16 protein-coding genes are annotated in these 24,889 nt (G+C 67.3%); 4 read left to right on the top strand and 12 right to left on the bottom strand.

What is annotated here, in order from left to right; all coding sequences use genetic code 11:
- Positions 1-21: 21 nt before the first annotated feature.
- The 8 genes from NY1_RS31710 to NY1_RS31675 form a co-directional block, all read right to left on the bottom strand.
- Positions 22-2,265: an MMPL family transporter gene (locus tag NY1_RS31710; RefSeq protein WP_067720832.1), complete on the bottom strand. Its 2,244-nt coding sequence runs from the start codon at positions 2,263-2,265 to the stop codon at positions 22-24.
- Positions 2,259-3,017 carry a thioesterase II family protein gene (locus NY1_RS31705; RefSeq protein ID WP_067720831.1) on the bottom strand — a complete coding sequence of 253 codons (759 nt, stop codon included), beginning with the start codon at positions 3,015-3,017 and terminating at the stop codon, positions 2,259-2,261. Before NY1_RS31705 ends, NY1_RS31710 begins: the two co-directional genes overlap by 7 nt.
- Positions 3,014-7,324, bottom strand: coding sequence for a type I polyketide synthase (locus NY1_RS31700; RefSeq protein ID WP_067720830.1), 4,311 nt, complete (start codon positions 7,322-7,324; stop codon positions 3,014-3,016). The genes NY1_RS31705 and NY1_RS31700 overlap by 4 nt, the downstream gene beginning before the upstream one ends.
- Entirely contained in the window at positions 7,321-7,605 is a 285-nt protein-coding gene (locus NY1_RS31695; protein ID WP_233434580.1) for an acyl carrier protein, read from the bottom strand. Before NY1_RS31695 ends, NY1_RS31700 begins: the two co-directional genes overlap by 4 nt.
- A 31-nt stretch (positions 7,606-7,636) precedes the next feature.
- Positions 7,637-9,373 carry a fatty acyl-AMP ligase gene (locus NY1_RS31690; RefSeq protein ID WP_067720829.1) on the bottom strand — a complete coding sequence of 579 codons (1,737 nt, stop codon included), beginning with the start codon at positions 9,371-9,373 and terminating at the stop codon, positions 7,637-7,639.
- 183 nt (positions 9,374-9,556) lie between these two features.
- Positions 9,557-10,609 (bottom strand): RedV protein, encoded by a 1,053-nt coding sequence (locus tag NY1_RS31685; RefSeq protein ID WP_157762586.1) that lies wholly within the window; start codon positions 10,607-10,609, stop codon positions 9,557-9,559.
- A 383-nt stretch (positions 10,610-10,992) separates the two neighbouring features.
- Entirely contained in the window at positions 10,993-11,715 is a 723-nt protein-coding gene (locus NY1_RS31680) for an alpha/beta fold hydrolase (protein ID WP_067720827.1), read from the bottom strand.
- A gap of 34 nt (positions 11,716-11,749) precedes the next feature.
- The gene (locus NY1_RS31675) at positions 11,750-12,298 is read right to left on the bottom strand and encodes a TetR/AcrR family transcriptional regulator (RefSeq protein ID WP_169815426.1); all 549 of its coding nucleotides are present in this window, start codon (positions 12,296-12,298) and stop codon (positions 11,750-11,752) included.
- A 283-nt stretch (positions 12,299-12,581) separates the two neighbouring features.
- On the opposite strand from NY1_RS31675, the gene NY1_RS43205 reads away from it, so the two are divergent.
- Entirely contained in the window at positions 12,582-13,010 is a 429-nt protein-coding gene (locus tag NY1_RS43205; RefSeq protein ID WP_157762585.1) for a hypothetical protein, read from the top strand.
- A 13-nt stretch (positions 13,011-13,023) separates the two neighbouring features.
- On the opposite strand, the gene thrB is transcribed toward NY1_RS43205, so the two are convergent.
- The 4 genes from thrB to NY1_RS31650 are packed head-to-tail and all read right to left on the bottom strand — an operon-like array spanning position 13,024 to position 18,162.
- Complete coding sequence (thrB, locus tag NY1_RS31665) at positions 13,024-13,953, bottom strand: homoserine kinase (protein ID WP_067720824.1); 930 nt, start codon at positions 13,951-13,953, stop codon at positions 13,024-13,026.
- Positions 13,954-13,973: 20 nt separating this feature from the next.
- Positions 13,974-15,056, bottom strand: a complete 1,083-nt coding sequence (gene thrC, locus NY1_RS31660) for a threonine synthase (RefSeq protein ID WP_067720823.1) — start codon at positions 15,054-15,056, stop codon at positions 13,974-13,976.
- Between the two features lie 32 nt (positions 15,057-15,088).
- Complete coding sequence (locus NY1_RS31655; RefSeq protein WP_067720822.1) at positions 15,089-16,429, bottom strand: homoserine dehydrogenase; 1,341 nt, start codon at positions 16,427-16,429, stop codon at positions 15,089-15,091.
- A 5-nt stretch (positions 16,430-16,434) separates the two neighbouring features.
- Positions 16,435-18,162 (bottom strand): MFS transporter, encoded by a 1,728-nt coding sequence (locus NY1_RS31650; RefSeq protein WP_067720821.1) that lies wholly within the window; start codon positions 18,160-18,162, stop codon positions 16,435-16,437.
- Positions 18,163-18,340: 178 nt separating this feature from the next.
- Here NY1_RS31650 and NY1_RS31645 point away from each other — a divergent pair, with 178 nt between their 5' ends.
- The 3 genes from NY1_RS31645 to NY1_RS31635 all read left to right on the top strand — a co-directional run bounded on the left by NY1_RS31645 (position 18,341) and on the right by NY1_RS31635 (position 24,795).
- The gene (locus NY1_RS31645; RefSeq protein WP_084535718.1) at positions 18,341-21,553 is read left to right on the top strand and encodes a non-ribosomal peptide synthetase; all 3,213 of its coding nucleotides are present in this window, start codon (positions 18,341-18,343) and stop codon (positions 21,551-21,553) included.
- 234 nt (positions 21,554-21,787) lie between these two features.
- Entirely contained in the window at positions 21,788-22,030 is a 243-nt protein-coding gene (locus tag NY1_RS31640) for a hypothetical protein (protein WP_157762584.1), read from the top strand.
- A gap of 14 nt (positions 22,031-22,044) precedes the next feature.
- The gene (locus NY1_RS31635; RefSeq protein WP_067720818.1) at positions 22,045-24,795 is read left to right on the top strand and encodes a beta-ketoacyl synthase N-terminal-like domain-containing protein; all 2,751 of its coding nucleotides are present in this window, start codon (positions 22,045-22,047) and stop codon (positions 24,793-24,795) included.
- Positions 24,796-24,889 lie beyond the last annotated feature (94 nt).

Below are 24,889 nucleotides of genomic sequence, written 5' to 3'. Positions count from 1 at the left end.
TGGTCGCGCGGGACGGCGAGGTCATGGGGCGGCATCCTGGTGAACTCCGGCGACGCGATCGCCGGCCCCTGTTGTCACCGGCAGCGGCGGGCGTGGAGTGGACGACTCGTGCAAGCCGATGCGGGCGTGCAGGCGGCGCAATGGTTTTGGCGCCCACCAGTTCAGGTCGCCGGCGATGCGCATGAACGCCGGGACCAGGACGCCGCGGATCAGGGTGGCGTCGATCAGGACGGCCAGCGCGGTGCCGATGCCGAACATTTTCATGAACGACAGGCCGGTGGCGAACGACAGCAGGGTCACGGCGAGCAGGGCTGCCGCGCTGCTGACCAGGCGTCCGACCCGGCTCAGGCCTTCGATGGTGGCCTCGGTGGTGGCGGCGCCGGCATCGTGCGCCTCTTTGATGCGGCCGAGCAGGAAAATCTCGTAGTCCACCGACAGACTGAATGCGGTGCAGCACAACAGCACCACCATCGCGATGTTCAGCGGGGCGGGTGTGAAGCCGAGGACGCCCGAGAGATGACCGTCCTGGAATACCCAGACCATGGCGCCCAGTACCGCCGAGAGCATGAAGAGGTTCAGCACCAGCGCCTTGATCGGCACCACGATGCTGCCGGTGAACAGGAACAGCAGCACCAGCGTGGCCGCCGCCATGATGGCCAGCGCCAGTGGCAGGCGCCCGGTGATGGCGGTGCGGCTGTCGATCAGCGACGCTGTCGGCCCGCCCACCTCGTGCTCACCCGGTAGCGCTCGAATCGCGCGCACCAGGTCTTGCGCCGTCGGCGTCTGGGCACCCGCCGACAGCTGCACGCGCATGAATCCGGCTGTCTCCGAGGTGAATCCGGCGGCTGCCGCCCCCGGCCCGGCCAGCAGTGCGCCGTCCGCGTACCGCCCGAACGCACCGTCGACCTGCACGACGCCGGGCATGGCCGAGATCTGGCGGGCCAAGGGTTCGAGCGTCTGCGGGTCGTTTTCGGACAGCACCGTCACCGCGTCGGCGATGTCGGTCGGGTAGCTCTCGCGGATCGAGGTGGTGACCTGCCGGGCAGTGGAGTCGGCCGGCAGGGCGCGTTCATCGGAGGTCGCGAGCTGCGCGTGCGTGAACGGGATGCCCATCAGCAACAGCAGTACGATCACGCTCAGCGCCGCCCGCAGCGGCCGGCGGGTCACCGCCGCCGCGATGCCCCGCCACAACGGCGATGGCTGGGCCAGCCGATCCTGCCGCCGGGGCAGTCCCAGCGCGTCGACCCGTGCGCCGAGCAGACTCATCAGTGCGGGTAGCACGACGATCGCGCCCAGGGCTGCCAGCAGCACCACCACGATCGCGGCGATGCCGACCGACCGCAGGAAGGCGGTGGGGAACACCAGCATTCCCGACATCGCGACGGTGACCGTGGCCGCGCTGAACGCGATGGTGCGCCCGGCCGTGGCGACCGTCTCCACGACGGCCGCCCCGGGTTCGTGGCCGCGGTGGCGCTCCTCGCGAAATCGCGACACCATCAGCAGGCCGAAGTCGATCGCCAGTCCGAGCCCGAACGCGGTGGCGACGGTGAGCGCGTACACCGACACGTCGGTTACGTGGGCCAGCCAGAACAGCACGAGTGTGGTGGACAGGATCGAGACGAGGCCGACTGTCAGCGGCAGCAGCGCCGCCACCACGCCGCCGAACACCACGATCAGCAACAGCAGGGTCGCCGGCACCGCGATCGATTCGGAGACAACGAGATCCCGGTGCACGCGGTTGTCGATATCGTTGGTCACGCCGAGCTTGCCGCCGGCCCGGACCTGGATCACCGGGTCGTCGGCGGGCAGCTGGTCCACGATCTCGCTCGTCACCCGAGCCGCGGTATCCGGACCGCCGTTGGGGTGCAGCAAGATCAGTCCCGAACGGCCGTCCGTGCTGCGCAACTCCCTTGAACCCGTACCGGATTCGGTGCTCGCGCCGGTGGGCCAATACGAACCGATCACCGTCACCGGCTCGGAGGCGAAGCGTTGCACCACTTGCCCTACCGCGGTCGCCACCGCCGGATCGTCGACGTCGCCGCTGCGCGCGGTCACCTGCAGCACCAGATCGGGTGAGCCCCCGAACCGGGTATCGAGGATGCCCTGCACCCGCGCGGACTCCGAGTGCACGTCATCGAAGCCGCCGACCTGCAGACGCTCGGAAACCCCGGAACCGATCACCCCGGCGAGCGCGAGAAACGAGACGGTAACTGCCAGCAACAGTTTGGGATGCGCGACGACGAGGAGAGCCAGACGCCTCAGCATGGCAGGCCCGCTTCCGCCCGGGCATAACGGCGCAGCAGCGGCCGCAGGTGACCGAACAGTTCATCGCCGCTCTCCACGAGGTAGAAATGACCGCCAGGAAAGGTCCGCACCGTGCTGTGACCGATGGTGTGCCCGCGCCAGGCCGCCAGGTCGAATTCATCGACCATCGGGTCGGCGTCGCCGCCGAAGATGTGGATCGGGCACGGTAGCGCCGGTCCGGCGCTGTCGCGGTCACCGGCGCACAGCCGCAGGTCGTCACGGAGCACCGGAAGCATCGCGGCCAGCAGCGGGGAGCATTCCAGGAGTTGCGCCGGCATGCCGCCGAGATCGGTGAGCAGCCGGACCAGTGCCGCGTCGTCGAGTTCGCCGGTCAGCGGTAGCGCCAGCGGCAATGTCGGTGCGGCACAACCGGATACCAGCAGCGCGCGGGGCACGGTACGTCCGGCGCGGTGGCGGCGGCAGGCCAACCGGTAGGCGATCTCGGCCCCCATACTGTGCCCGAAGAACAGATGCGGTCCGGTGAGGTACTCGTCGAGCTGGTCGTCGAGGTCCGCGACCAGTTCCGCCATATCGGTGCGGCAGGGTTCCGCGGCGCGCCGCTCCCGGCCGGGCAGCAGCACCGGCCAGACCGTCGCGTGCGGGTGCAGCGCCTGCTGCCACCCGCGGAACAACGAAGCGCCGCCGCCCGCGTGGTGGAAGCAGAACAGCCGCAGGCCGGGTTCGCTCACCGCCCGATCCAGGTACCGGGTCATCGCAGCGCCGCCATTTCCTCAGCGAGCACCCGCACTGTCTGCCGGATCTGGTCTTCGGTGTGGCAGGCCGTGACGAAGAATCGCAGCCGGGCTTTCTCTTCGGGCACGGCCGGATACAAGATCGGGTTGACGTTGATTCCGCGTCGCAGCAACGCCGACGACAGTGCGAGGGTCTTCATCGAATCGCCGACGATGCAGGGGATCACCGGCGTGGCGAAGCTGTCGCCGGTGTCGATGCCGATCTCCTTGGCCAGCTTCAGGAACAGCTCCGACCGGTCCCGCAGCTGTTCGAGCAGTTCGGGCCGCCCACGCAGTTGCCGCAGCGCCGCGAGGGAGGCCGCCGCGTTCGAGGGGGTGATGCCGACGCTGTAGATGAACCCGGGCGTGGTGTATTTGAGGTATCGGATGAGCGCGGCACTGCCCGCCACGTAGCCGCCGCAGCCGGCCAGCGCCTTGGACATCGTGCCCGACCACAGTTCCACCTCGCCGCGATCCACGCCGAAATGCTCGCCGATGCCCGCGCCGGTCGCGCCGAGGACGCCGATGCTGTGCGCCTCGTCGATCATGAGCAGCGCCCGGTGTCGCTTCTTCACCGCGATGATCGCGGGCAGATCCGGGATGTCACCGTCCTGGCTGTAGATGCCCTCGATCACGATGAGCACACGGCGGTACTGGTGGCGGATATCGGTGAGGATCCGGTCGAGCGCGGCGTGATCGTTGTGCGGGAAGGGCCGCCGGGTGGCGCCGGAAAGCTTGCAGCCCTGCACGATACTGTCGTGGGCCAGGCTGTCGTGGATGATCAGGTCGCCCTCCCCGACCAGGTGCCCGATCACGGTGACATTGGTGGCATGACCGCTGACCAGCGTGATCGCGTCCTCGGTGCCCAGCAGAGCGGCCAGTTCACGCTCGAGTTCGGTATGAATCGGCTTCTCGCCCGACAGCATTCGGCTGGCCGAGCAGGAGCTGCCGTAGCGGGCCACCGCGTCCTGCACGGCCGACACGACCGCGGGATGTCCGGACAGACCGAGGTAGTTGTAGCTGGAGAAGGTCAGCACCTGCTCGCCGTCGATCGTCGAGGTGTCCCGGCTGATGCCGTCGTTGACGAGGAAGTACGGGTTGCTCATGCCGAGCTGTTCGGCCAGCGCGATGCGCTCGGCGATCGCCTGGACCTCGGGAAAGTCCTCGATGCGGTCCTGGGCTTCGACAGCCGGGCGGGGGTGCGCGACCGGTTCGAGAGCGGCCGGTCGCGGTTCCGGGACGACCGGTTCCTGACCCGGTACGAGTGCGATCACATCGCCGAGAGTTGTTGCAGGCGTGTACCACTCGGGTTCGACGACCAGTCCCGGAAACTTGCGGCCGAGGGCGTTGAGCAGATCGGCGATCATGATCGAGTCGAATCCCAGGTCGCCGGAGAGGGTTTGGCCGCTCGCGAGTTTGCCGGCGGGGAATCCGCTGACCCGGGCCGCCTCCGCGCGCACCGCCTCGGCGACGTCGGCTCGTTGCGGCGCGTGCGCATCCGGTTGCCGGTCCGGGGACTGGGCGGACGGGATGTGCGTGGGGGCCGAGCTGCCTGCGGCCACGGCGGTGAGGACCGCGGCTTGTTCCCGAAAGAGTGCGATCAGCTCGTTCATGACGCCTTCCGTGGTCGGTGGGGTTGCGGGAGTTTCGAGCTCGGGAGTGGGTGTGTCGTGTTCGGTCCAGAAGCGGGTGGCGGTGGAGAATTCGTGACCGCCGAGCCGGTGGCGCACCCGGGCCGCGTCGTCGTAGAGGACATCCCAGTTCGGGTTCAGCCCGTCGCGGTACAGCGCCGCAATGGTCGCGGCCGGCTCGTCGCCGGTCGCCTCCGGTCCGGGGCAGGGCGCCGGCACCGGCCGGTCGATCCCGTGTGCCCGGGCGATCATCGGAACCAGCACGCGCCGCGGGCTCACTTCGATCAGATGGGTGGGCTCGGCCCGCATCGCGGCCGCCGCCGCGTCGGCGAAGCGCACCGTGGCGTGGACGTGTTCCACCCAGTAGGCGGCGTCCATCGGTTCGCCGGGCTCGAGCAGGCGCCCGCGGACGGTCGAATAGATCGGGATCTCGGGTTGGTGGTACCGGCATTCGGCGGCCACCTCGGCGAAGGTCTCGAGCATCGGCTGCATCAGCGGCGAGTGGAATGCGTGCGAGACCGGCAGCGACCGCACCGTGATCCCGCGGTCGGTGAGCTGTGCCCCGATCCGGCCCACGGCGTCGGCGGCACCGGAAATCACCACCTCGCCCGGGCCGTTCACCGCGGCCATGGCCACTGCGGACTCGGTGGCGATCAGCGCACCCACTTCCTCCGCCGTACCACGCACCGCCAGCATCGATCCCGCGCCGGGCAGCTGTTGCATGAGCCGCCCGCGCGCGCAGATCAGCCGGCACGCATCCTCCACGCTCAGCACACCGGCGAACGTGGCGGCCGCGTATTCGCCGACGCTGTGGCCCAGCAACCACGCCGGCTCGACGCCGAGCTCGGAGAGCACGCGGGCCAGCGCGTACTCGACGGCGAAGATCGCCGGCTGCGCGAAGTCGGTGCGATCCACGAGTTCGCCGTCGCCGAGCAGCAATTCGGTCACCGACGACCCCAGGTGCGGGGTCAGGTGCGCGTCCACCGCCGCCAGCGCCGCCCGGTACGCCGGACTGCGCTCGTAGAGCGCCCGCGACATCCCCCGATACTGTGCGCCCTGACCGGCGAACAACCATCCGATCGACAACGGCTGCGCGACACCGCAATCGACGTCCTCGCCGTTGGCTGCGGCGTGCAGTGCCGACACCGCGTGCGCGCGGTCGGCGACCGCCACGCCCAGCCGGTACCGGCCCGACGACCGCGCCAGATTGCTGGACCAGCACAGCCGGTTCAACGCGGCGGGGTCGTCGCCGATGCGCGCGGCGAGCTGGGCGGCATTGCGCCGCAACCCATCCCGGTCGTTCGAGGAGACGGTGAGCACGCCGCCGCCATCGGTCACCGCCGGAATCGAGGTCTCCGGTGCGCTGGACAGCAGCATGTGCGCATTGGTGCCGCCCATGCCGAAGCTGCTGACAGCGCCGTGAACCAGGCCCTGCGGCAGCGGCATCGGCGCGTCGAGCAGCCGCAGGCCGTGCTCGGCCAGCCGCAGCCGCGGATTCTCGTCGGCGGCGTACCGGGTGGGCGGCACCAGGCGGTGGCGCAGGCTCAGCGCCACTTTGATCAGCCCGGCGATACCGGCCGCGCCCTCGGTGTGGCCGAGGTTGCCCTTGATCGATCCGAGCGCGCACGGTTGGGGCCGCGGCACCGCGTGCACCGCGCCGAGCGCCTTGGCCTCGATCATGTCGCCCAGCACCGTGCCCGTGCCGTGCGCCTCGACGAAAGCGACCTGTGCGGCGGGCACCCCGGCCCGCCGGTAGGCCTCGGCGATGACCTGTTGCTGCGCCCAGCGATTGGGCGCGGTGATGCCGTTGCTGCGCCCGTCGTTGTTCACCGCGCTGCCGGTGATCACCGCGTAGATCGGCAGCCCGTCCGCCTGGGCGTCGGCCAGCCGGCGCAGCACCAGCACCGCCACGCCCTCACCGCGGCCCATCCCGTCGGCCTTGCCGCTGAACGGTTTGCACCGCCCGTCCGTGGCCGCGACGCCGGCCTGGGTGTAGAAGACGTTGAGGGCCGGCGTGATCGCGATATTGACCCCGGCCGCCAGCGCTTGATCGCACTCGCCCGCCGCCAGCGCGGCACACGCCTGATGCACCGCGACCAGGGAGGACGAGCACGCGGTGTCGATCGCCAGGCTCGGGCCGTTGAGGTCGAGGTGGTAGGAGATCCGGTTAGCGGTCATGAAATAGCCGTTCCCGGTGCCGATCTGGGGTGTGATGCGGGTGTAGTCGCGCATGTGCACGGCCGCCCACTCGTTGGCCATGACGCCGACGAAGACACCGGTGCGGGACTTGGCCTGACGGCGGGGGTCGAGCGTGGCGTCTTCGAAGGCCCGCCAGGCGGCCTGCAGCAGCAGTCGCTGTTGCGGGTCCATGGACGCCGCCTCGCGGGGTGTGATGCCGAAGAACTCGTGGTCGAATGCGTCGGCGTCGGAGAGGAATCCGCCGTTCCGGTGATTGACCGTTCCGGGCCTGCCGGCCGGGTCGTGCAGGTCCGCGGCCCGCCAGCGCTGTTCGGGGACTTCGGTGACGGCGTCGGTCCCGGCCAGCAGCAACTGCCACAGCGCGTGCGCGTCCGGCGCCTGCGGGAAGCGGCAGTCGAGGCCGACGATCGCGATGGGTTGTGCGTGGTCTCGCGGCGTGGTGAGCTCCGGCTCCCTCATGCGGCCGACTCCCGGTCTGCGGCGGTCTCGTCCGCGATGAAGCCGGCCAGGTCGACGATCGTCGGGTAGTCGAACACGATGGTGGCGTCGAGTTGCAACTCCCACCGGTCCTCGATTTCGCCGCACAGGCTCACCGCGCACGCCGAGTCGAGGCCGAGTTCAGCCAGCGGCACGGTGGGATCGACGGCGTGCGGGGGCGCATCGAGATAGGCGGCGACCCGGCCGGCCAGCCAGGTGACGATCGAATGCTGTTCGCGGATCATCGCGGGATGGCGCATCATGTTGTGCTCCTTTCGGTTTCGGTCGGCCGGATCAGGCGATCACGTCGGCGCGCAGCCGGCGCACGGACGGTTCGATCTCTTCGTGCAGGACCGCGTCGAGGGTGTTGTCGAGGAAGGCCGATCGCATCGAGCTGCGCTGCACCTTGCCGCTGGTCGTGCGATGTACGCTGCGGTGCTCCACCAGCACCACGTTCGGCGCGGGCAGCTCGAACGCCTCGGCTACCGCGGTGCGGATCCGGGCCGCCAGTTCGGCGGTGGTGCAGTCGCCCAGCGCGGCGGTCCGCACGCCTTGGATCAGCACCAGCCGCTCCTGCCGGCCGGTATCGACACCCACCACGGCGCCTATCGCATCGGCCAGCGCCGGATGCAACGCGCGGACGGCGTCCTCGATATCGCTCGGGTAAAGGTTGCGGCCGTTGACGATGATCAGATCCTTGATCCGCCCGGTGACGAAGACTTCCCCGGCGTGGATGCCGCCGAGATCGCCGGTGCGCAAGTACGGGCCTCGCGCGGCCAGGCGCGCGCCGAATTTCTCCGCGGTGTCCGCGGGCCGGTTCCAATAGCCCTGTGCCACACTGGGTCCGGCGATCCAGATCTCTCCCACGTGTCCGTCGGGCTGTGCCTGCCCGCTGCCTGGATCTACGATCCGGATCTCGAGGCCCGGTCCCGGTTTCCCGTTGCCGACCAAGCGGATACCGGCGTCGGCCGGCACCAGTCGGCGATCTTCCAGCGCGGCCCGATCGAAGGTCACGGTGGTGAGCGGGTGCCCGGCCCGGCTGGCCGAGGCGACCAGCGTCACCTCGGCCAAACCGTAGGCGGCGACGAAGGTCTCGGCGGCGAATCCGGCCGGGCCCAGCCGCTCGATCACGGTCTCGAGGGTCTGCGGCCGGATCGGTTCGGCGCCGGCCAGGGCAACCCGCAGCGACGAGAGATCCAGTGCGGCCAGTTGTTCCGCGCGCACTCGCCGGGCGATCAACTCGTAGGCGAAGTTCGGTGCGACCGTCACCGCGGCGCGATAGCGGTGGATCGCGTCGAGCAGGATCGTGGGCCGCTTGAGGAAGGTCAGCGGTGACATGAACACCAAGCTCCCGCCGCTGTAGAGCGGCTGCAGCAGCATGCCGATCAAACCCATGTCGTGAAAGTGCGGTAGCCAGCCCACCCCGGTATCGGCGTCGGTGAGGTCGAGGACCGCGTTGGTGACGTCCGCGTTGTGCAGCAGATTGCGGTGGGTGACGACCACGCCCTTGGGCTCGCTGGTGGAGCCGGAGGTGTACTGCAGGAAAGCGACTGTGTCGCTGTCGATCTCGGGCATCGCCCAGGCGTCGGCATCCGCACGCTCGGCGGTATCGGTCGCCGTGATCGCCACCGGAACACCCGCTTCCCGTGCCCAGGCGGTGAGCGGCTCCGCGCACGCGCCGACGGTGAGCACCAGTTCGGCGCCGGTGTCGGCGAGTATGCCCGCTACCCGCGCCATGCTGCGCGTGTCGTGCGGGATCGGGGCCGGTACCGCGATGACTCCCGCGTAGAGGCAGCCGAGAAAGGCCCGCAGGAACTCGAGTCCGGGCGGATACAACAGCAGTACCGGCTGACTCGCCTCCGGGCGTTGTGACAGCCAGACCGCCACCGCCCGGGCATCTCGATCGAGTTCGCGATAGCTGACCGCTTCCTCGGCCAGCCCGCGCTGCTGCTCGCGCAGAAAGGTGTAATGCCTTGTATCGCCGTACGCCTCGGCCTGTCGACGGACGTGCGAAACGAAAGTCGAACGCATGCGTGCACTCCCCCAGTGGTCTGATTCGTGAATGGACGCGGCTGTTCCGCCGCCCCCCTGTCGATCTCCCCTTGCACCTTGCATAAGGAATCTTCTATGCCGAAGCACGCACGAAACAGCCACCCAAGGTGGAGATCACCATCACCCCGCGGGGGCGGGTTCACCGGCGCGGGTGAATACCGGTCATAGCGGCCGCAGCGCGGCGGCCGCAGGGCGGCGCGGAGCCGACGGGAACCGTTCGGCGGGATAGCCCAGGCGGGCGATGAAGAAGACCCGGCCGGGCAGATCGAAGCCGGCCTGCAGCTCGCGACGCAGATCCTCGTGCTGGATCACGACGCTGACCGGATGCAGCACCAACCCGAATGCCGTTGCGCGCAGCCAGTAGTCCAGCAACACCCCGCCCGCCGTCACCAGATCCCACTCCGGGTCGGCGGAATCAGGCAGGCTCATGGACACGATGACCGGCGACCGCCGGACGATCGCGGCGAGCTTTCCGGACAGCAATCTCGGGAATCCGGTCAGCCGTAAGGCGCTCATGGCGGCCGGGGCGAGCACCACCCTGCGCAACAGCAGACTGCCCGCCGACAGCGGCCCGAACAACGTGGTGAAGGCATAGCCGTCGCCCCGAATCCGCGCTTCGGTCTCGGTGCGGCGGATGAACGAATACGCCTCCCGCCAGGCCGCCCGATGAGCGAATTCCTTGCCGCCGTGACGAGCCACGAAGGCGGCGAACAGGTTTCGGTCTCGTTCGATGGTCAGGTGGCGAATGAGGACTGGGGGTTCGGCGACCGCGCCCCGCATCCCGAGTTCCCCGAGAACGGTGGACGGCACCGACCGATCGCGGTACGGACCCCGGTTCGTGTGCCGTCGCCCTGCTATCGACCGCAAGTCATCGAGAGGTCCATCCGGGGCGCCGGTGAAGTGGAACCGCGCCACGCGCAAGGGAGTCCAGGTCGGCGGCAGCTCGGACAGCTCGGGCATCGACTCGGTTTCGACCACCCAGCCCTGCGCCGCAAGCGCCAGATGCAACAGCCGCCAAAACAGTCCGCAACTGACCCGCATTTCCGCGTGGTGAGCGGGCAAGGTCCGCAGCTCCCGGTCCCGGTCCGAAGCCAGCAGCAAGGACTCCGGCCCCAGGCGGACAAGCGCCCAGGGCTGGCAATTGTGCGACGACGGACTGGTCGCCGCGATCTTCAAAGCATTCGCGAGAGCATCGTCGAAATGAGTCGTCAGCAACGCAGCCCACCCCCGTCGGCCTGATTCGTGCACCTTGCGCGGCAGTGTCGCCGCCGCCCAGCGATCCCCCCGCACCGAAATCTTCGGTCCGGAAGAACCCACGAAACAGGCCCCCAAGGTGGCGCTCACCATCACCCCCGCAGAACCGAACTCACCGCAGCAGGTGAGCTCTCGCTGCTACTTCGAGGGCTGGAACGTTCGCCGTCCTGCTCGGTGCCAATGCCGTCCCCGGCAGCAGTCAAAGCGCGACGGTAGGTCCCGTGACACCACCGCTCCCACTCCGGATGGCCCCTCCGCCGGTGGTGCCCTGTGATGGCAACGTGCACTACTTCACCACGACTGGAACCCTGACCGCCGGCTTCGACGTCCCGCTGGTCCCCGGCTCACTCCAGCGCCGAGGCCTCCGCGGCGGCGGCGGCATCCAAGACGGTGCGCGAAAACTCTTGCGGACGAGTCAGTGGCAGATAGTGTCCGGCACCGGGAACTACGTTCAAGCGGCCGTGCGCGCACGCGCCGGCGAAGCGCCGCTCGTGCAATCGCAAATGGTCGTGCCCTCCATTGACCAGCCAGACCGGGCCTGGGTAGTCGGCCAACGCGCCGAGTACATCGAAGGCGGTCAACTCGTGAACGACGTCGGGAATGACCTCGGTGGCGATTCCACCGTCCTTGACCGCGCGGGCGACCTCACCGGGCAGTGCCGCGTCGAAGATCCGCCCGCTGATCCGTTCGCCGCCATCGGGCTGCGTCGACAGCATGCGATGCATGAGCGAAAACGGCGATGTCAGTAGCCGATTGGGGACACAGGTCGCACCGGCGACCACCAGTCCTGCGATCCGTTCGGGCGCGTTCGCTGCCGCCGCGATGCTCACATAGCCGCCGAGCGAGTGCCCCACCACCAGTGCGCGACCGCCCAGCCGGTCGATCCCCTCGAGGACGGTTTCCGACGCTCCGGACAGGGTGAACCGTTCGCCCCGGCGCGTTCCGTGTCCGGGCAGATCGACCGCCAGCACCGGTCGCTGCCGTTCCAACTGCGCGGCCACGACCCGCCAGGCACCCCCGCTGAGCCGGATGCCGTGTACCAACACCACGGGTAGCAAGTCCGTCATTGCCTTCTCCTATGTTCTACGCGAATAAGGGAATTCACTCGGCCGCGCGGGTACCGATCAGCACTCGCCCCATGACCAGGGTGGTCACGTCGACGAGTTCGGCGACCGTGTCGGGGTCGCCGTCGTCGAGAATGAGTTGGCGGACCATCCCGCGAACGAACATGGTCAGCCCGATCGCGGTCAGGTCGGGGTCCGCCCCGCGGTCTCCGTCACCGAGCTGGATGGAACGAAGCCGGTCGGCGAGGATGGCGCGGATGCTTTCACAGGTCGATCGGAACACCGCAGAGATCGCCTCGTGGTGACCGGACACCTGAAGTGCCGCGGCGAAAAGCTCTCGATCCCGGTCGATCAGGTGCGCCACGGCGACCAGAGCCGTTCGAAGTTGCACCGCCCCGGAGGCCCAGCCACCGAGCTGCTGTTTCGCGCGCAGCTCGAGTGGGACCGCCGCGGCGAAGGTGTGCGCGAGCAGATCGTGTTTGTCGTCGAAGTAGTAGTAGAACATGGGACGGGAAATCCCCGCCAGATCGGCCAACTGCTGGATCGTGATGTCGGAGAAGGACATTCCATTCCCCAAGAGGGTCACGAGCGCGACACCGAGAGAGTCCTCGACCTCCCTGGTGCGCACTCGCGCGGGAACGCCGCTAGCGCTGATGACCTTCCCCCAACTCGCTCGTCGATCCGGATCCGCTCCGGTGATCGCGATTGCTCGCATCAGTCAGCATATTGTTCGACACCTCGACTGACAACAGTTCGACACAGTGTCAGACTTCTGTTAGTTTGACACTGCGGCGCTTCGGATCGTGACTTCGAATCACTCCCGGAGCCCGAACCGATCACGGAAACCGTTTGGGGAACGGAGAACTCACATGACTCGGACCGCTACGCACGCGGCGTTGAACGCAGCCGTCGCTCCGGTGTGCGCCGTCTGCGCGAATCGATACGTGCAACCGCCGACCGGCCGACCGCAGGTGTATTGCGCACCCGCTTGCCGCCAAGCCGCATACCGCGCCCGCCAGACGGTGAAGAACGCGATGACCGAGTCGGCGCAATTGCGCGACCGGCTCGTCGCCATCCGGCACGAATTCGAGTCGACATCACAGCAATTGGCATCGGCCCTGGTGAAAATCGATGCGACGAGCCGGGCGCGGGGCGGCGCCTTGGAGTGGGAGACGCAGGTCGCTAGCTCGACCAGGCGGCTGACCGCCCTGGTGGATCGGATCCACCAGGTGGTCAATGAACATTCACAGGTCGCCTACCGGTATCGATCGGCCGGGCGAGTCCTGCGCGGACTCTGAACCCGATCACCCTTCAGATCACCTGCAGACCGTCTGCGATTCCGGGCTCGACCACGAGAAACCCCTCGGCGGCGGCGCGTTCGTGAAATTCCGCCGGGAATTCCGCGACACACAGCGCCAATACCGTTGGTCCCGCACCCGAGATGGTGGCCGCGATGCCGGCCGCGCGCAGACGGGCGACCCATCTCATGCTCGACGGCCACGCCGACGCCCGATAGTCCTGATGCAGCCGGTCCGCCGTGGCGGACAACAGCAGGTCGGGGCGGGAGGTCAGCGCGGCCACCGTCAGGGCGGCCCGGCCCGCTGTGAACGCCGCGTCGCGGTGCGGAACGAATTCCGGTAGCAATCCCCGTGTTTCGCTGGTCGACGAATGATGCGGAGGTATGAGCACCACGGGACGCACCGCCGGATCGACCGGCAGCCGGATCGCGCGATAGTACGGTTCGACCGACTGCGTGTCCTCGGCCCACGCCACCACCGTGCCGCCGAGCACACTGGCAGCCGCATTGTCCGGATGGTTCTCGAATTCGGCGGCCAGCCGCACCAGATCACCAGGATCAGACCCGGCCGGACAGGGATCGATCAGCGCCGACAACGCTTGTCCCGCCGCCAGTCCGCCGACGACGGCGGCGGCCGAAGAGCCGAGGCCCCGCCCATGGGGAATCACGTTGCGGCACCGCACGTGCAGGCCCGCCGCGGCCGTGGCGTGCGCGGCCAAACCCCGCCGAACCGCCCGCACAACCAGATGGGAGGAGTCCCTGGGCACCTCGTCGCGGCCCTCCCCCTCTATCTCGATCGTCAATCCGGAGTCGGCAGTGGTGACCTCGATTTCGTCGTGAAGTCCTAAAGCTATTGCCAGCGAATCGAATCCGGGTCCGAGATTCGCGCTCGACGCCGGGACCCGGACGGTCACCGACAACCCGGCGGGCAGCGTCCGGGCCATTCTTGATCCAGCGGATGCGTTCACTGTCGAGCCAGCTCGAGTGCGTGTGCGACGGCGATCGGATCGACCGCGATGGGCTGGACCTCGGGCATGCCCTCGAGGGCGTTGTCCGGATCCTTGAGGCCGTTGCCGGTGACGGTGCAGACCACCCTCAGGCCGGAATCGAGCCAGCCTTCCTTACGGGCGGCCAGCAGACCGGCGACCGAAGCGGCCGAGGCGGGTTCGACGAACACGCCTTCCTTGGACGCCACCAGGCGGTACGCGGCCAGGATCTCCTCGTCGGTGGCCGCGCGGAACGCGCCGCCGGACTCTTCCTTGGCGGCCATGGCCTGGTTCCAGGACGCGGGCGCGCCGATCCGGATGGCGGTGGCGATGGTCTCGGGATCCTTGACCGGAGCCCCGTTGACCAGCGGCGCCGCACCGGCGGCCTGCACGCCCAGCATGCGCGGGCGCGAGGTGGTGACGCCGTCGGCGTAGTACTCGCTGTAGCCCTTCCAGTACGCGGTGATATTGCCCGCGTTGCCGACCGGGAGCACGTGCACGTCGGGAGCCTTGCCCAGGGCGTCCGCGATTTCGAAGGCCGCGGTCTTCTGACCCTCGATACGGGCCGGGTTCACCGAGTTGACCGGGCCGACCGACGGGAATTCCGCGGTCACCTTGCGAGCCAGCTCCAGGCAGTCGTCGAAGTTGCCGTCCACCTGAATGATCTTCGCGCCCAGCATGACCGCCTGCGCCAGCTTGCCCATGGCGATCTTGCCCTGCGGGATCAGCACCGCGCAGTGCAGGCCCGCGCGGGTGGCGTAGGCGGCGGCCGAGGCCGAGGTGTTGCCGGTGGAGGCGCACAGCACCGCGGTCTTGCCGTTGTACTTGGCGTCGGTCATGGCCATGGTCATGCCACGGTCCTTGAACGAACCGGTCGGGTTCGCACCCTCGACCTTGAGGTACACCTCACAGCCGGTCAGCTCGGACAGATGATGTGCGGGCACCAGTGGAGTACCGCCCTCGAAGAGGGTGACGGCTTCCCAGTCGGCCGGAATCGGGAGACGATCCCGATAGGCATTGATCAATCCCGGCCAAACAGTCTGCACGACACTGTCTTTCATGTGACTCGCAGTGACGGCCCGTGTGGTTGCGCTCATTCCTCGGTGCCTTCCAATCTCAGAACACTGGTCACGGACGTGACGGAGTCCAATTCGCACAACGCGGCGGCGATCTCAGCGAGCACGGACTCCCGGGCCCGGTGTGTGACGACGGTCAGCTGTGCGAGAGTGCCCGTCAAACGCTGCCGTACCGTGGCGATACTGACTCCGCGCCTGGCGAATTCGCTCGCTACCGCCGCGAGCGCGCCGGCGCGATCGGTCACGTTCAGAGTCAGATGATGCCGGGTGAGCACATCATCGAAAGGTGCGATCGGCAATTCGGCGTAGGACGATTCGCCGGGCGCGCGACCGCCGAAGACCTTGTTGCGCGCCGCCATTACGAGGTCGCCCATGACAGCCGAAGCGGTGGGAGCGCCGCCGGCCCCCTGGCCGTAGAACATCAGCCGGCCGGCGTTTTCCGCCTCCACGACCACGGCATTGAATGCGGCGTCGACTCCAGCCAGCGGATGGGCACGCGGAATCAGCGCGGGATGGACTCGAACCGCGACTCGTTCCTTGCCGCCGGCCTCCGGTGTGGGTTCGCCCGGTCCGGCGTCGACCCGTTCGCAGACAGCGAGCATTTTGACGGTGCAACCCAATTCGGCGGCGGTCCGCAGGTCCGCCGCCGTGATCCGGGACATGCCTTCCCGGTGCACATCACCGGCGGTCACCCGGGTATGGAACGCCAGCGACGCCAGGATCGCCGCCTTCGCGGCCGCGTCGAGCCCGTCCACGTCGGCGCTCGGATCGGCTTCGGCGTATCCCAATCTTTGGGCGTCGGCGAGCATTTCGGCATAGCCCGCGCCAGTGTCGGCCATGGCGGAGAGAATGAAGTTGGTAGTGCCGTTCACAATGCCGACCACTCGGTTCACTCGGTCGCCGGAGAGTGACTGGATCAGCGGACGCACGATCGGAATCGCCCCGGCCACAGCGGCCTCGAAATACAAGTCCGCGCCGTGATTCTCGGCCGCCGCGGCCAGCTCACCGGTGTAGTCGGCCAGCAGCGCTTTGTTCGCGGTCACCACCGACTTCCCCGCTTCGAGCGCGGACCTGATCAATCGCCGGGCCGGATCGATGCCGCCGATCACCTCGACCACGAGGTCGACATCCGATCGGGCGACCAGCGCCTCGGCATCGGTCGTCAACAGCCGCTCGGGCAGGCCTCGATTCCGGTGCGGATCGCGGACCGCGACACCCCGGAGTTCCAGTGCCATGCCGATCCGCCTGTTCAGTTCTTCGGCGTGCTCGTGCAATGTCCGCACCACCTCCGCGCCGACATTGCCCATGCCGAGCACCGCGACACCCAACGCATCGCCGCGTTTGCGGGCAACCGCCATCGGTCTCACCTTTCGTTCGCCATCGACACGTCCGCCTTGGGCAGCCCAGTCCTCGCAGATTCCCCAGCGGTGATCGCCGTCTCGTCGGCCGCCCGTCGGCGGCGGGGCAGCAACCAGAAGGCCAGTCCAGCACCGGCCAAGCCGCTCAGACCGCCTACCAGCGCACACATCCGCATGCCGTGCACGAAGGCCGTGTCGGCCGCGTCGACGTAATCACGCAATTCCGTCTCCGCGACACGCCGATGCTGATCGACTACGGATTCGGGGAGCTGATCAGCGGCCAGCTGCTCTCGGTGCCGTAGAGCGACGACCGATCGTTGAGCGAATTCCAGTGCACCGCTGATGGATTCATGCGAGTCCGGCCGTAACTGCGGTGCGACCCTGGCATTCTCGGGCAGATTCAGAATCGCGGCGGGCCGATCGAGCGCAACGGCGAGCTCGGCGGGCCGTTCCTCGCCGAACCGACTCTGGAACCCCATGGTCAACAGGGATCCCAGCACCGCGACTCCGAGCGCCCCGGCCAGCTGCCGCATGGTGTTGTTCACCGCCGATCCGGCGCCGGCGCGATCGGCGCTGACCGTGCTCATGATGGCCTCGGTCGCGGGCGTCATCGTCATGCCGAGCCCGATACCGATGAGGGCCATCTGGAATTCCAGCACCCACTGCGGCATCGTCGCGGTCGCCAGGGTGAACGACAGCATCGCAGCGGCGAGCACCGTCATTCCGCTGCCCGCAACGATATTCGCTCCCCAGCGCCGGCTCAGACGCGGCGACTGGGTCGACATGATCATCACCCCGGCCGCGACGGCGATCAACGCGACGCCGGTGGCCAATGCCGTGTAGCCCCGCACCGCCTGCAGGAAATACGACAGGTAGAAGGTGGCGCCCATCAGCGCGAAGAACACCACGGCAATGGCTCCGACGCCGGCCGCGAAATGACGATGGCCGAACATGGCGAGGTCGATCATCGGATTTGCGGCGTGGCGTTCGTGCCGCACGAACAGTGCGGCCAGCAGCAGGCCCAAGCCGATTGTGCCCAGGCTCTGCCAGCGCAGCCACTCAGCGCTATTGCCGCCCTCGATGATCCCGTGGATCACCAGCGCCATCGACGCCGAGGACAGCGCGATGCCCAGCGGATCGAAGCCGCCGTCGCGCGGATCCCGCGATTCCGGCACCAGCAGTCTGGTCAGCACGAATCCGACTATCACCACCGGGATGTTCACCAGGAACACCGATCCCCACCAGAAGTATTTCAGCAGCACCCCGCCCGCGATCGGTCCCAGGGCGATGGCCATACCGGAGACGCCCGCCCAAATGCCCACCGCCTTGGCGCGTTCCGAGGACGAGAAGACGTTCTGGATGATCGAGAGCGTCTGCGGTTGCACTGCCGCCGCGCCCGCGCCGAGCAATCCGCGGCACAGAATCAACTCCAGTGGCGTCCGTGCGAACGCGCACAGCACCGACGCCAGGCCGAACGCAGCCAACCCGATCAGCAGCATGCGGCGGCGGCCAAGTCGGTCGCCGAGCACACCTGAGAGAATCAGCAGCGCCGCGAAGACCAATGCGTAACTGTCGACCGCCCATTGCATCTGCCCCTGGGTCGCGGGCAGATCGGCCTGGATGGTCCGCAATGCGACATTGAGAATCGTATTGTCCATGACGACAACGAGCAGACTGAAAACCAGGACACCGAGTATTGCCCACCGCCGGTCGTGAATGGCAGACGATTCCATCGCTGTCACCTCATTTCTTGCCGTAGTTCAGATGCCGCCGATACTCGCTCGGCATTCAGGGACAAGCAACCGGTTGCGTCACGCGCACCGCCGCCGCATCGGCGAATTCCGGGGCGTGACGAAAGGACTTGCCCACCAAGGTCATCGGTGACAATCCTGGGATCGTACTGCTCGATGGGTGCGCGGGACAGCGCGCTCCCTACCTGTTCAGGTGGATTGCAACGACGCTCCCCTGATTTTTCGACGCATCATCTTTGAGGAGGATCCGGTGACCGTGCGTCGTCGCTCGATTACATCCGCACAGCGGAAGCTTCACACTCAGCAAACACTATTTCCGAAGGATCCGGCATTCAATGTCGGTTTCCTGCTTCGTATTAAAGGCGATATCGATATCGACAGATTGCGGACTGCGATCGATACGGTCGCCCAGCGTGCGGAACCGCTCAACGAGTACTTCGTCGAGTACGGCGGGACGATCCAGGCCGAATACGATGCCGCCCAACGCTATCGAACCCCGTTGACAGTGCGCACCGGCGACGCCGGCGCGCAGCTGCGTGCGGAGATATCGGCCCGCCTCGACACTCCGATTCCGATGGACCGCTGGCCGCTCTACCACGCCGAGATCATCCGCGACGAGGTCGGCGTATACCTGGCCATCGTGGCATCGCACATGATCGCTGACGCCTCCACCTTCTACAACATCATCGCGGACCTCATGCTGGTCTACGGCTCGCCCGACGCCGAACTGCCCGGTGGTTCGATCCTTCCAACGAATGCAGCCGCCGACCCCGCCCGAATGCGGACGGCCATAGAGTTTTTCGGCTCCACCGTGGGCCGCCTCGAGACACTGTCGGTGCCGGAGTGGGAGGCCGGCCGCGACCGCGACGGCGCGCTGTCCGGCGCACATCACACCCTCGAGCTGGGCACGCAGCTCAGCGCGGATATCGACGGCGCGGTCGAAGCACTGGGCGTGCGAAAGTTCACCTTCTTCTTGGCCGTGCACCTACTCGTACTCGGCTGCTTGAGTGGAACCTCGGTCGTGACAACCGGTGTCCCCCTGTCGAATCGGCGTCGCGATCGCCGGATGGTCAAGGCATACGGCTATCACGTGAACACCTTGCCGCTCACTGTCGATCTGTCCGCTGTCGACACCTTCGAGAACCTCTGCCTGGAGGTCGAGCGGCAAATGGGACGCCTGATCGAATTCGAGGACTTCGATCTGTCCGCCAACGCCGCGGCGGTCTTCGGCTCCGCGGAGGCCGGGCGTACCCCGCCCTCGAGCAGCTTCACCTTCTACAAGCAGCGAATGTCGTTGAGCCTGCCCGGCTATCAGATCGACCCGCTCCCGCTGAGCCGCACCAAATCCATCTGCCCTTTCATGGCGAATGTCGAGGAGAACGACAACGGATACACCTACTACCTGCAGATCAGCACGGCGCTGACGCCGTGCCGCCCCGAACGAGTCCTGCGCACCGTGTTGTCCCATCTGGCCACCCGCCCGGACGCGCGGCTGCGCGACGTGCCGTGGCTGGACGCAGCGGATTTGGCTGCGGCCGACGAGCGGACCGGCATCACGGAGCACATCGATCCGGAATTCCCCTCGCTGACAGCACAATTCGAGCATCAGGTGGCGCGTACGCCGGATGCCGTCGCGGTCGGATACGAGGAGAGCTACTACACGTACGCCGAGTTGGATCGCCGCGCCAACCAGGTGGCCCGGTGGATCCTCGATACGATCGACGGCGACTACGTCGGCGTTTCGATGGAGCGGTCGGTCGATCTGGTGACAGTGCTGCTGGCGATTCTCAAGGCGGGCAAGGCATATGTCCCGATCGACCCCGCGGCGCCACCGCAGCGGGTGCGGAGCATCCTCGAACGCTTCGACGCGCTCCCGGTCATCGCCAGTCGTGGTGCGCTCACCGATATCGCCTCCGTGGATCGTTTGGAGCTGCGCCGGATGCTGCAGGATGCGTCGACCCGGCCGAACACCACGCCCGCAGCTGCGGAGAATCGCCACGAGCGTCCCGCATACGTCATCTTCACTTCGGGTTCGACCGGAACCCCCAAGGGTGTGACGGTAACGCACGCCAATGTGCTGCGCCTGTTCGCCTCGGCGAGGCGCTGCATGGCTTTCGACGACACCGACACCTGGGCGCTGTTCCATTCCTATGCTTTCGATTTCGCGGTGTGGGAGATGTTCGGCGCGCTGCTCTCCGGCGGCCGGTTGATGATCGTGCCCGAATGGACGCGGCGCTCACCGGCCGACTTCGCCCGGTTCCTGGCCGAGGAGGGCGTGACTGTCCTGAACCAGACGCCGACCGCGTTCCGGCAGCTGACCCAGGCCATGACCGATGAACACGCCCGGCGTTTCGCGGTTCGCCTGGTCGTCTTCGGCGGCGAAATGCTGCGCTTCGAAAGCCTCGACCGGTGGTTCGAGTTGTGCGGTGACCGAGCCGAACTCGTGAACATGTACGGCATCACCGAGACCACCGTGCACGTCACCCACCACCGGATCGATGTCGAGGATCTGAAATCCGGCCGGCCCAGCGTGATCGGCAAGCCGCTGCCCGACCTGGGGGTGCTCGTTGTCGACGCCGATCTGCGCCCGGTACCACCGGGCGTCCCCGGCGAGATGCTCGTCTACGGCAGCGGCGTCGGCCTCGGCTACCTGGGCCGCGACGATCTCACCGCAGAGCGGTTCGTCACACTGCCCGGGCGTCCCGGCATCCACTATCGATCCGGCGACCTGGCCCGGGTGGACGAGAACGGCGACCTGGTCTACCTCGGACGCATGGATCAGCAGGTCCAATTGCGTGGCGTGCGAATCGAACTGGGCGAAGTGGAAGCCGCGGTGCTGTCCCTGGACGGGGTGCGCGAATGCGCGGTCCGGGTAGACAACCGCAATCCGGACGAACCGGCGCTGGTCGCCTTCCTGGTCCAGTCCCACGAGATCGGCGATGCTCAGCTGCGCCAGGCCTTGCGCGATCGCCTGCCCGCGGCGATGCGGCCGACCCGGTACGTCCGGCTCGACGCCCTGCCGTTGACGGTCAATGGGAAGATCGCCGACGCGGAATTGCCCTGGCCCCAGGCGGAAGCCGCGCGCGGGGCCCGGCTCGTCGAAACGCCGACCAGCGCGACGGCTCCGGACACCCTCGCAATCGTCCGCGCGGCTTGGTCGAATGCACTGGAGCGCACCGACTTCGCCGATGACGATGCCTTCTTCGACGCCGGCGGGACCTCGATTCAACTGGTGCGCGTACTCGAGTCGCTTCGTGCGGCTTGTGCGCGACCGGAGGCGCTGGAGATGGTGGACCTGTTCGAGTTCACCACGCCCCGGCAGCAGGCCGAGCATCTCGACCGGATCCGAACCAACGCTGCTGTAGCGGCCTGAACCGGCACGAACGCAAGCACATTCGACGGCGGGGGGCGGCTGACGGCCGCCCCCGCTCTCATGCCATCGACACATCGCCGATCCGTCGAGTGACACAGAACACACGTGTCTTCCAGTCACACATATTGCCCCGGCCCAGCACCCGGCTGCTAGGCTTCCGACGGGCGTCAGACCCGGTGTCTGACACGGTGTCGAGTTCTAATCACGGCACCGTCCGCTACGGAGGGGGAATCCATGGCAACTCACGAAGACACATCGAACTATCTTCTGAAAGATTTGAACGGCGACCTCATTTCACAATCACTGGAATTGATGGAAGCACTCGGTGACATCGGCGATCAGCACAACGAGGAACACACGCTCCCAACCGGGTGGGAGACCGGAATGAGCCGTCAGGTCCGCGAACTCATGGATCTGCTCGATCGAATTTCCGCCTTGATCCTCAACCCCGAACATATTTCGAACTCGTACCGCTGATAAACGGAGCAAAAATGCGCGACCAATTCCCGAACCAGCCCATCGCGATCATCGGAATGGCCACCCGCCTGCCCGACGCGCCCGATCACAAGACCCTCTGGCGAAATCTGCTCGCCGGGGTGGAATCGGTGCGGCGCTTCGATCGCGACGAGCTGCTGGCAGCCGGCGTGCCGGCTGCCCTCGCCGACAATCCCCAGTACGTTCCGGCGGGCACCGAGCTCGCCGGCATCGATCAGTTCGACGCCGGATTCTTCGGATTCACCCCGTACGAAGCCAAGATCACCGACCCACAGCATCGCGTGCTGCTCCAAACCGCCTGGGAAGCGCTGGAAGACGCGGCGATCGTGGCCTCGGGCAATTCCGCCCGCATCGGCGTGTTCGCCGCCACCACATTGAGCACCTACCTGCTCAACAATATTCAGCGCAACGCCCGCTACCGGGTCGAGGATCTGAATTATCCCATCCTGATCGGCAACGACAAGGACTTCCTCGCCACCCGCATCGCCTTCAAACTGGGCTTGCGCGGCGCCGCGGTCACCGTGCAGAGCGCCTGCTCGAGTTCAATGGTCGCCATCCATCAGGCCGTGACCTCACTGCGCAACGGTGACAATGACATCACGCTGGCCGGCGGCGTCTCGGTGGTCAACCCGCAGACAGCCGGATACCTCTATCAGGAAGGCGGTATCGGCGCGCGCGACGGACACTGCCGCCCCTTCGACCGTGACGCGGGCGGCACCGTGCGCGGCAATGGTTGCGGCGTCGTCGTGCTCAAACGACTGGCAGACGCGCTCGCCGATAATGACAATGTGTACGCGGTACTCGCGGGCACCGCCGTGAACAACGACGGCTCGAACAAGATCGGCTTCACCGCGCCCAGCGTGACCGGACAGGCCGAGGTGATCCGCGAGGCCCTGGCCGCTGCGAGCGTCGCAGCGAACACGATCGGCTATGTGGAAACCCACGGCACCGGAACCACATTGGGCGATCCCATCGAGTTCCGGGCGCTGTCTCGTGCCCACGCCGACGCCCCCGGCGGTGCGCCGCGAACGTGCCTGCTCGGCAGCATCAAGGCCAATATCGGCCACCTCGACGCCGCGGCGGGCGTGGTCGGGCTCATCAAGACCGCACTGGTACTGCACCACCAGGTCGTGCCGCCGCAAATCAACTTCACCGAGCCGAATCCGCAAGTGCGGCTCGATGGTTCGGGATACGCCATCAATACCGCACCGTTCTCGCCGCAGCAGCCGCTGCTCGCCGCGGGAGTGAGCTCGTTCGGTCTCGGGGGCACCAATACCCACGCCGTGCTGGTCCGCCACACCCCCGCACCCGATGATCGTCCGCAGCCGAGCGGATCGCACCGAATCGTGCTCAGCGCCCGCAGCGCCGCGGCGCTGGCCCGCGGCGCAGCCCGGTTGGCGGCGCATCTGCGGAGCGAGGCGGTGCGCATCGATGATCTCGCCTGGACGCTGCGCACCGGGCGCAAGTCATTCACCGAGACGCTCGCCTTCGACGCCGAGACCAGCGGCGAAGTCGCCGATATTCTCGAACGGTTCGGCGCCGGCGAGCTGCCCGCGCCGGTGGGCACGGACACCGATCCGGTACCCGCGCACCGTATCTCACTGCCAGCCTATTCCTTCGACACCGATTCTTACTGGATCGCACCCGATGGACCGGTCGTGACCGAGCAGGTGCGTTCGGACCCGCCCCGCACGGCGAGCGCCGGGGCGGACGATATCGACGGATTCGTCCTCGACACCGTACGTAACCTGCTGGAAGACAACAGCATCGAGCTCGACACGGATTTCTATGACGCCGGTGGCGAATCGATCGCCATGGTCGACCTGGTAACCACGGCGCGCGACCACTTCGACGTCCAATTCGACTTCGAGGGTTTCGAAGGGCTGCGCACCCTGCGCGCCATGGCCAACCACTTGCGAGCGGTCATCGATGGCACCGCACAGGCGTTGGGCACCGTCACTATCCACGAAGGAGCCGGCACCCCACTGTTCCTGGTACCGCCCGCCGGCGGCACCAATTTCGGCTACAGCCGGCTGGCGAGCCATCTAGCCGACTCCGGGCCGATGATCGCGTTCACCGCGCCGCCGCACGGTGAGGTGACGACCATCAGGGAGCTCGCACGGCGAAATGTGAATGAGCTGAAGCGAATTCAGCCAGAAGGCCCCTACCGGCTGGGTGGATACTCGTTCGGCGGCAATGTAGCGCTGGAAATGGCCTTGCAGTTGCAGGCCGACGGTCAGCGCGTCACCGAGCTGTACCTGTTCGATTCTCACGCCCCGCTGGCCTATCTCGGTGACGAACTGAGCGAGAGCGAATTCCTCACCGCACTGCCCCAGATGATCTCGGCGGCCATCCCCGGGCTGACCATCGCCCCGGGCAGGACCGCCGATTCGCTGGCCGAGCTACCCGGCCTCCTCGACGCCCGGCCGGACTGGCTGAACATCTCCGACGCCGATATCACCGGTTTCGCCCGCACCTGGTGGCAGAACCACAATGCGCTCAAGGGCTACTATCCCGACTCCCGATTCGCCGGACGCTGCGTAATTTTCGATGCAATAGAAGCCCATCCAGAAGAGGAGCTGGCGACGCTGCGCATTCGGCTCACCGGCAAGGACGCCTGGTATGCGCATCTGGCCGGAGAGGTCGAGATCGTGCCCGTGCCCGGCAACCACTACACCATGTTCACCGACGCTGCGCTGGTGCCGATACTCGCCAAAGCTCTCGCTCGCGCGACGACGTCTGTTTAGCGAATCGCAATGGTGCACAAGGACATTTCATGACTGTGATCGTGCAGAAGTTCGGCGGCTCCTCGCTGGCGAACTCAGACCGAATTCGCCACGT

It is taken from the genome of Nocardia yamanashiensis NBRC 100130, from assembly GCF_001613325.1.
In the GTDB taxonomy this organism is placed as follows: domain Bacteria; phylum Actinomycetota; class Actinomycetes; order Mycobacteriales; family Mycobacteriaceae; genus Nocardia; species Nocardia yamanashiensis.
The sequence above is the reverse complement of the archived record's forward strand: the minus strand, read 5'-3'. Positions and strand labels throughout refer to the sequence as shown.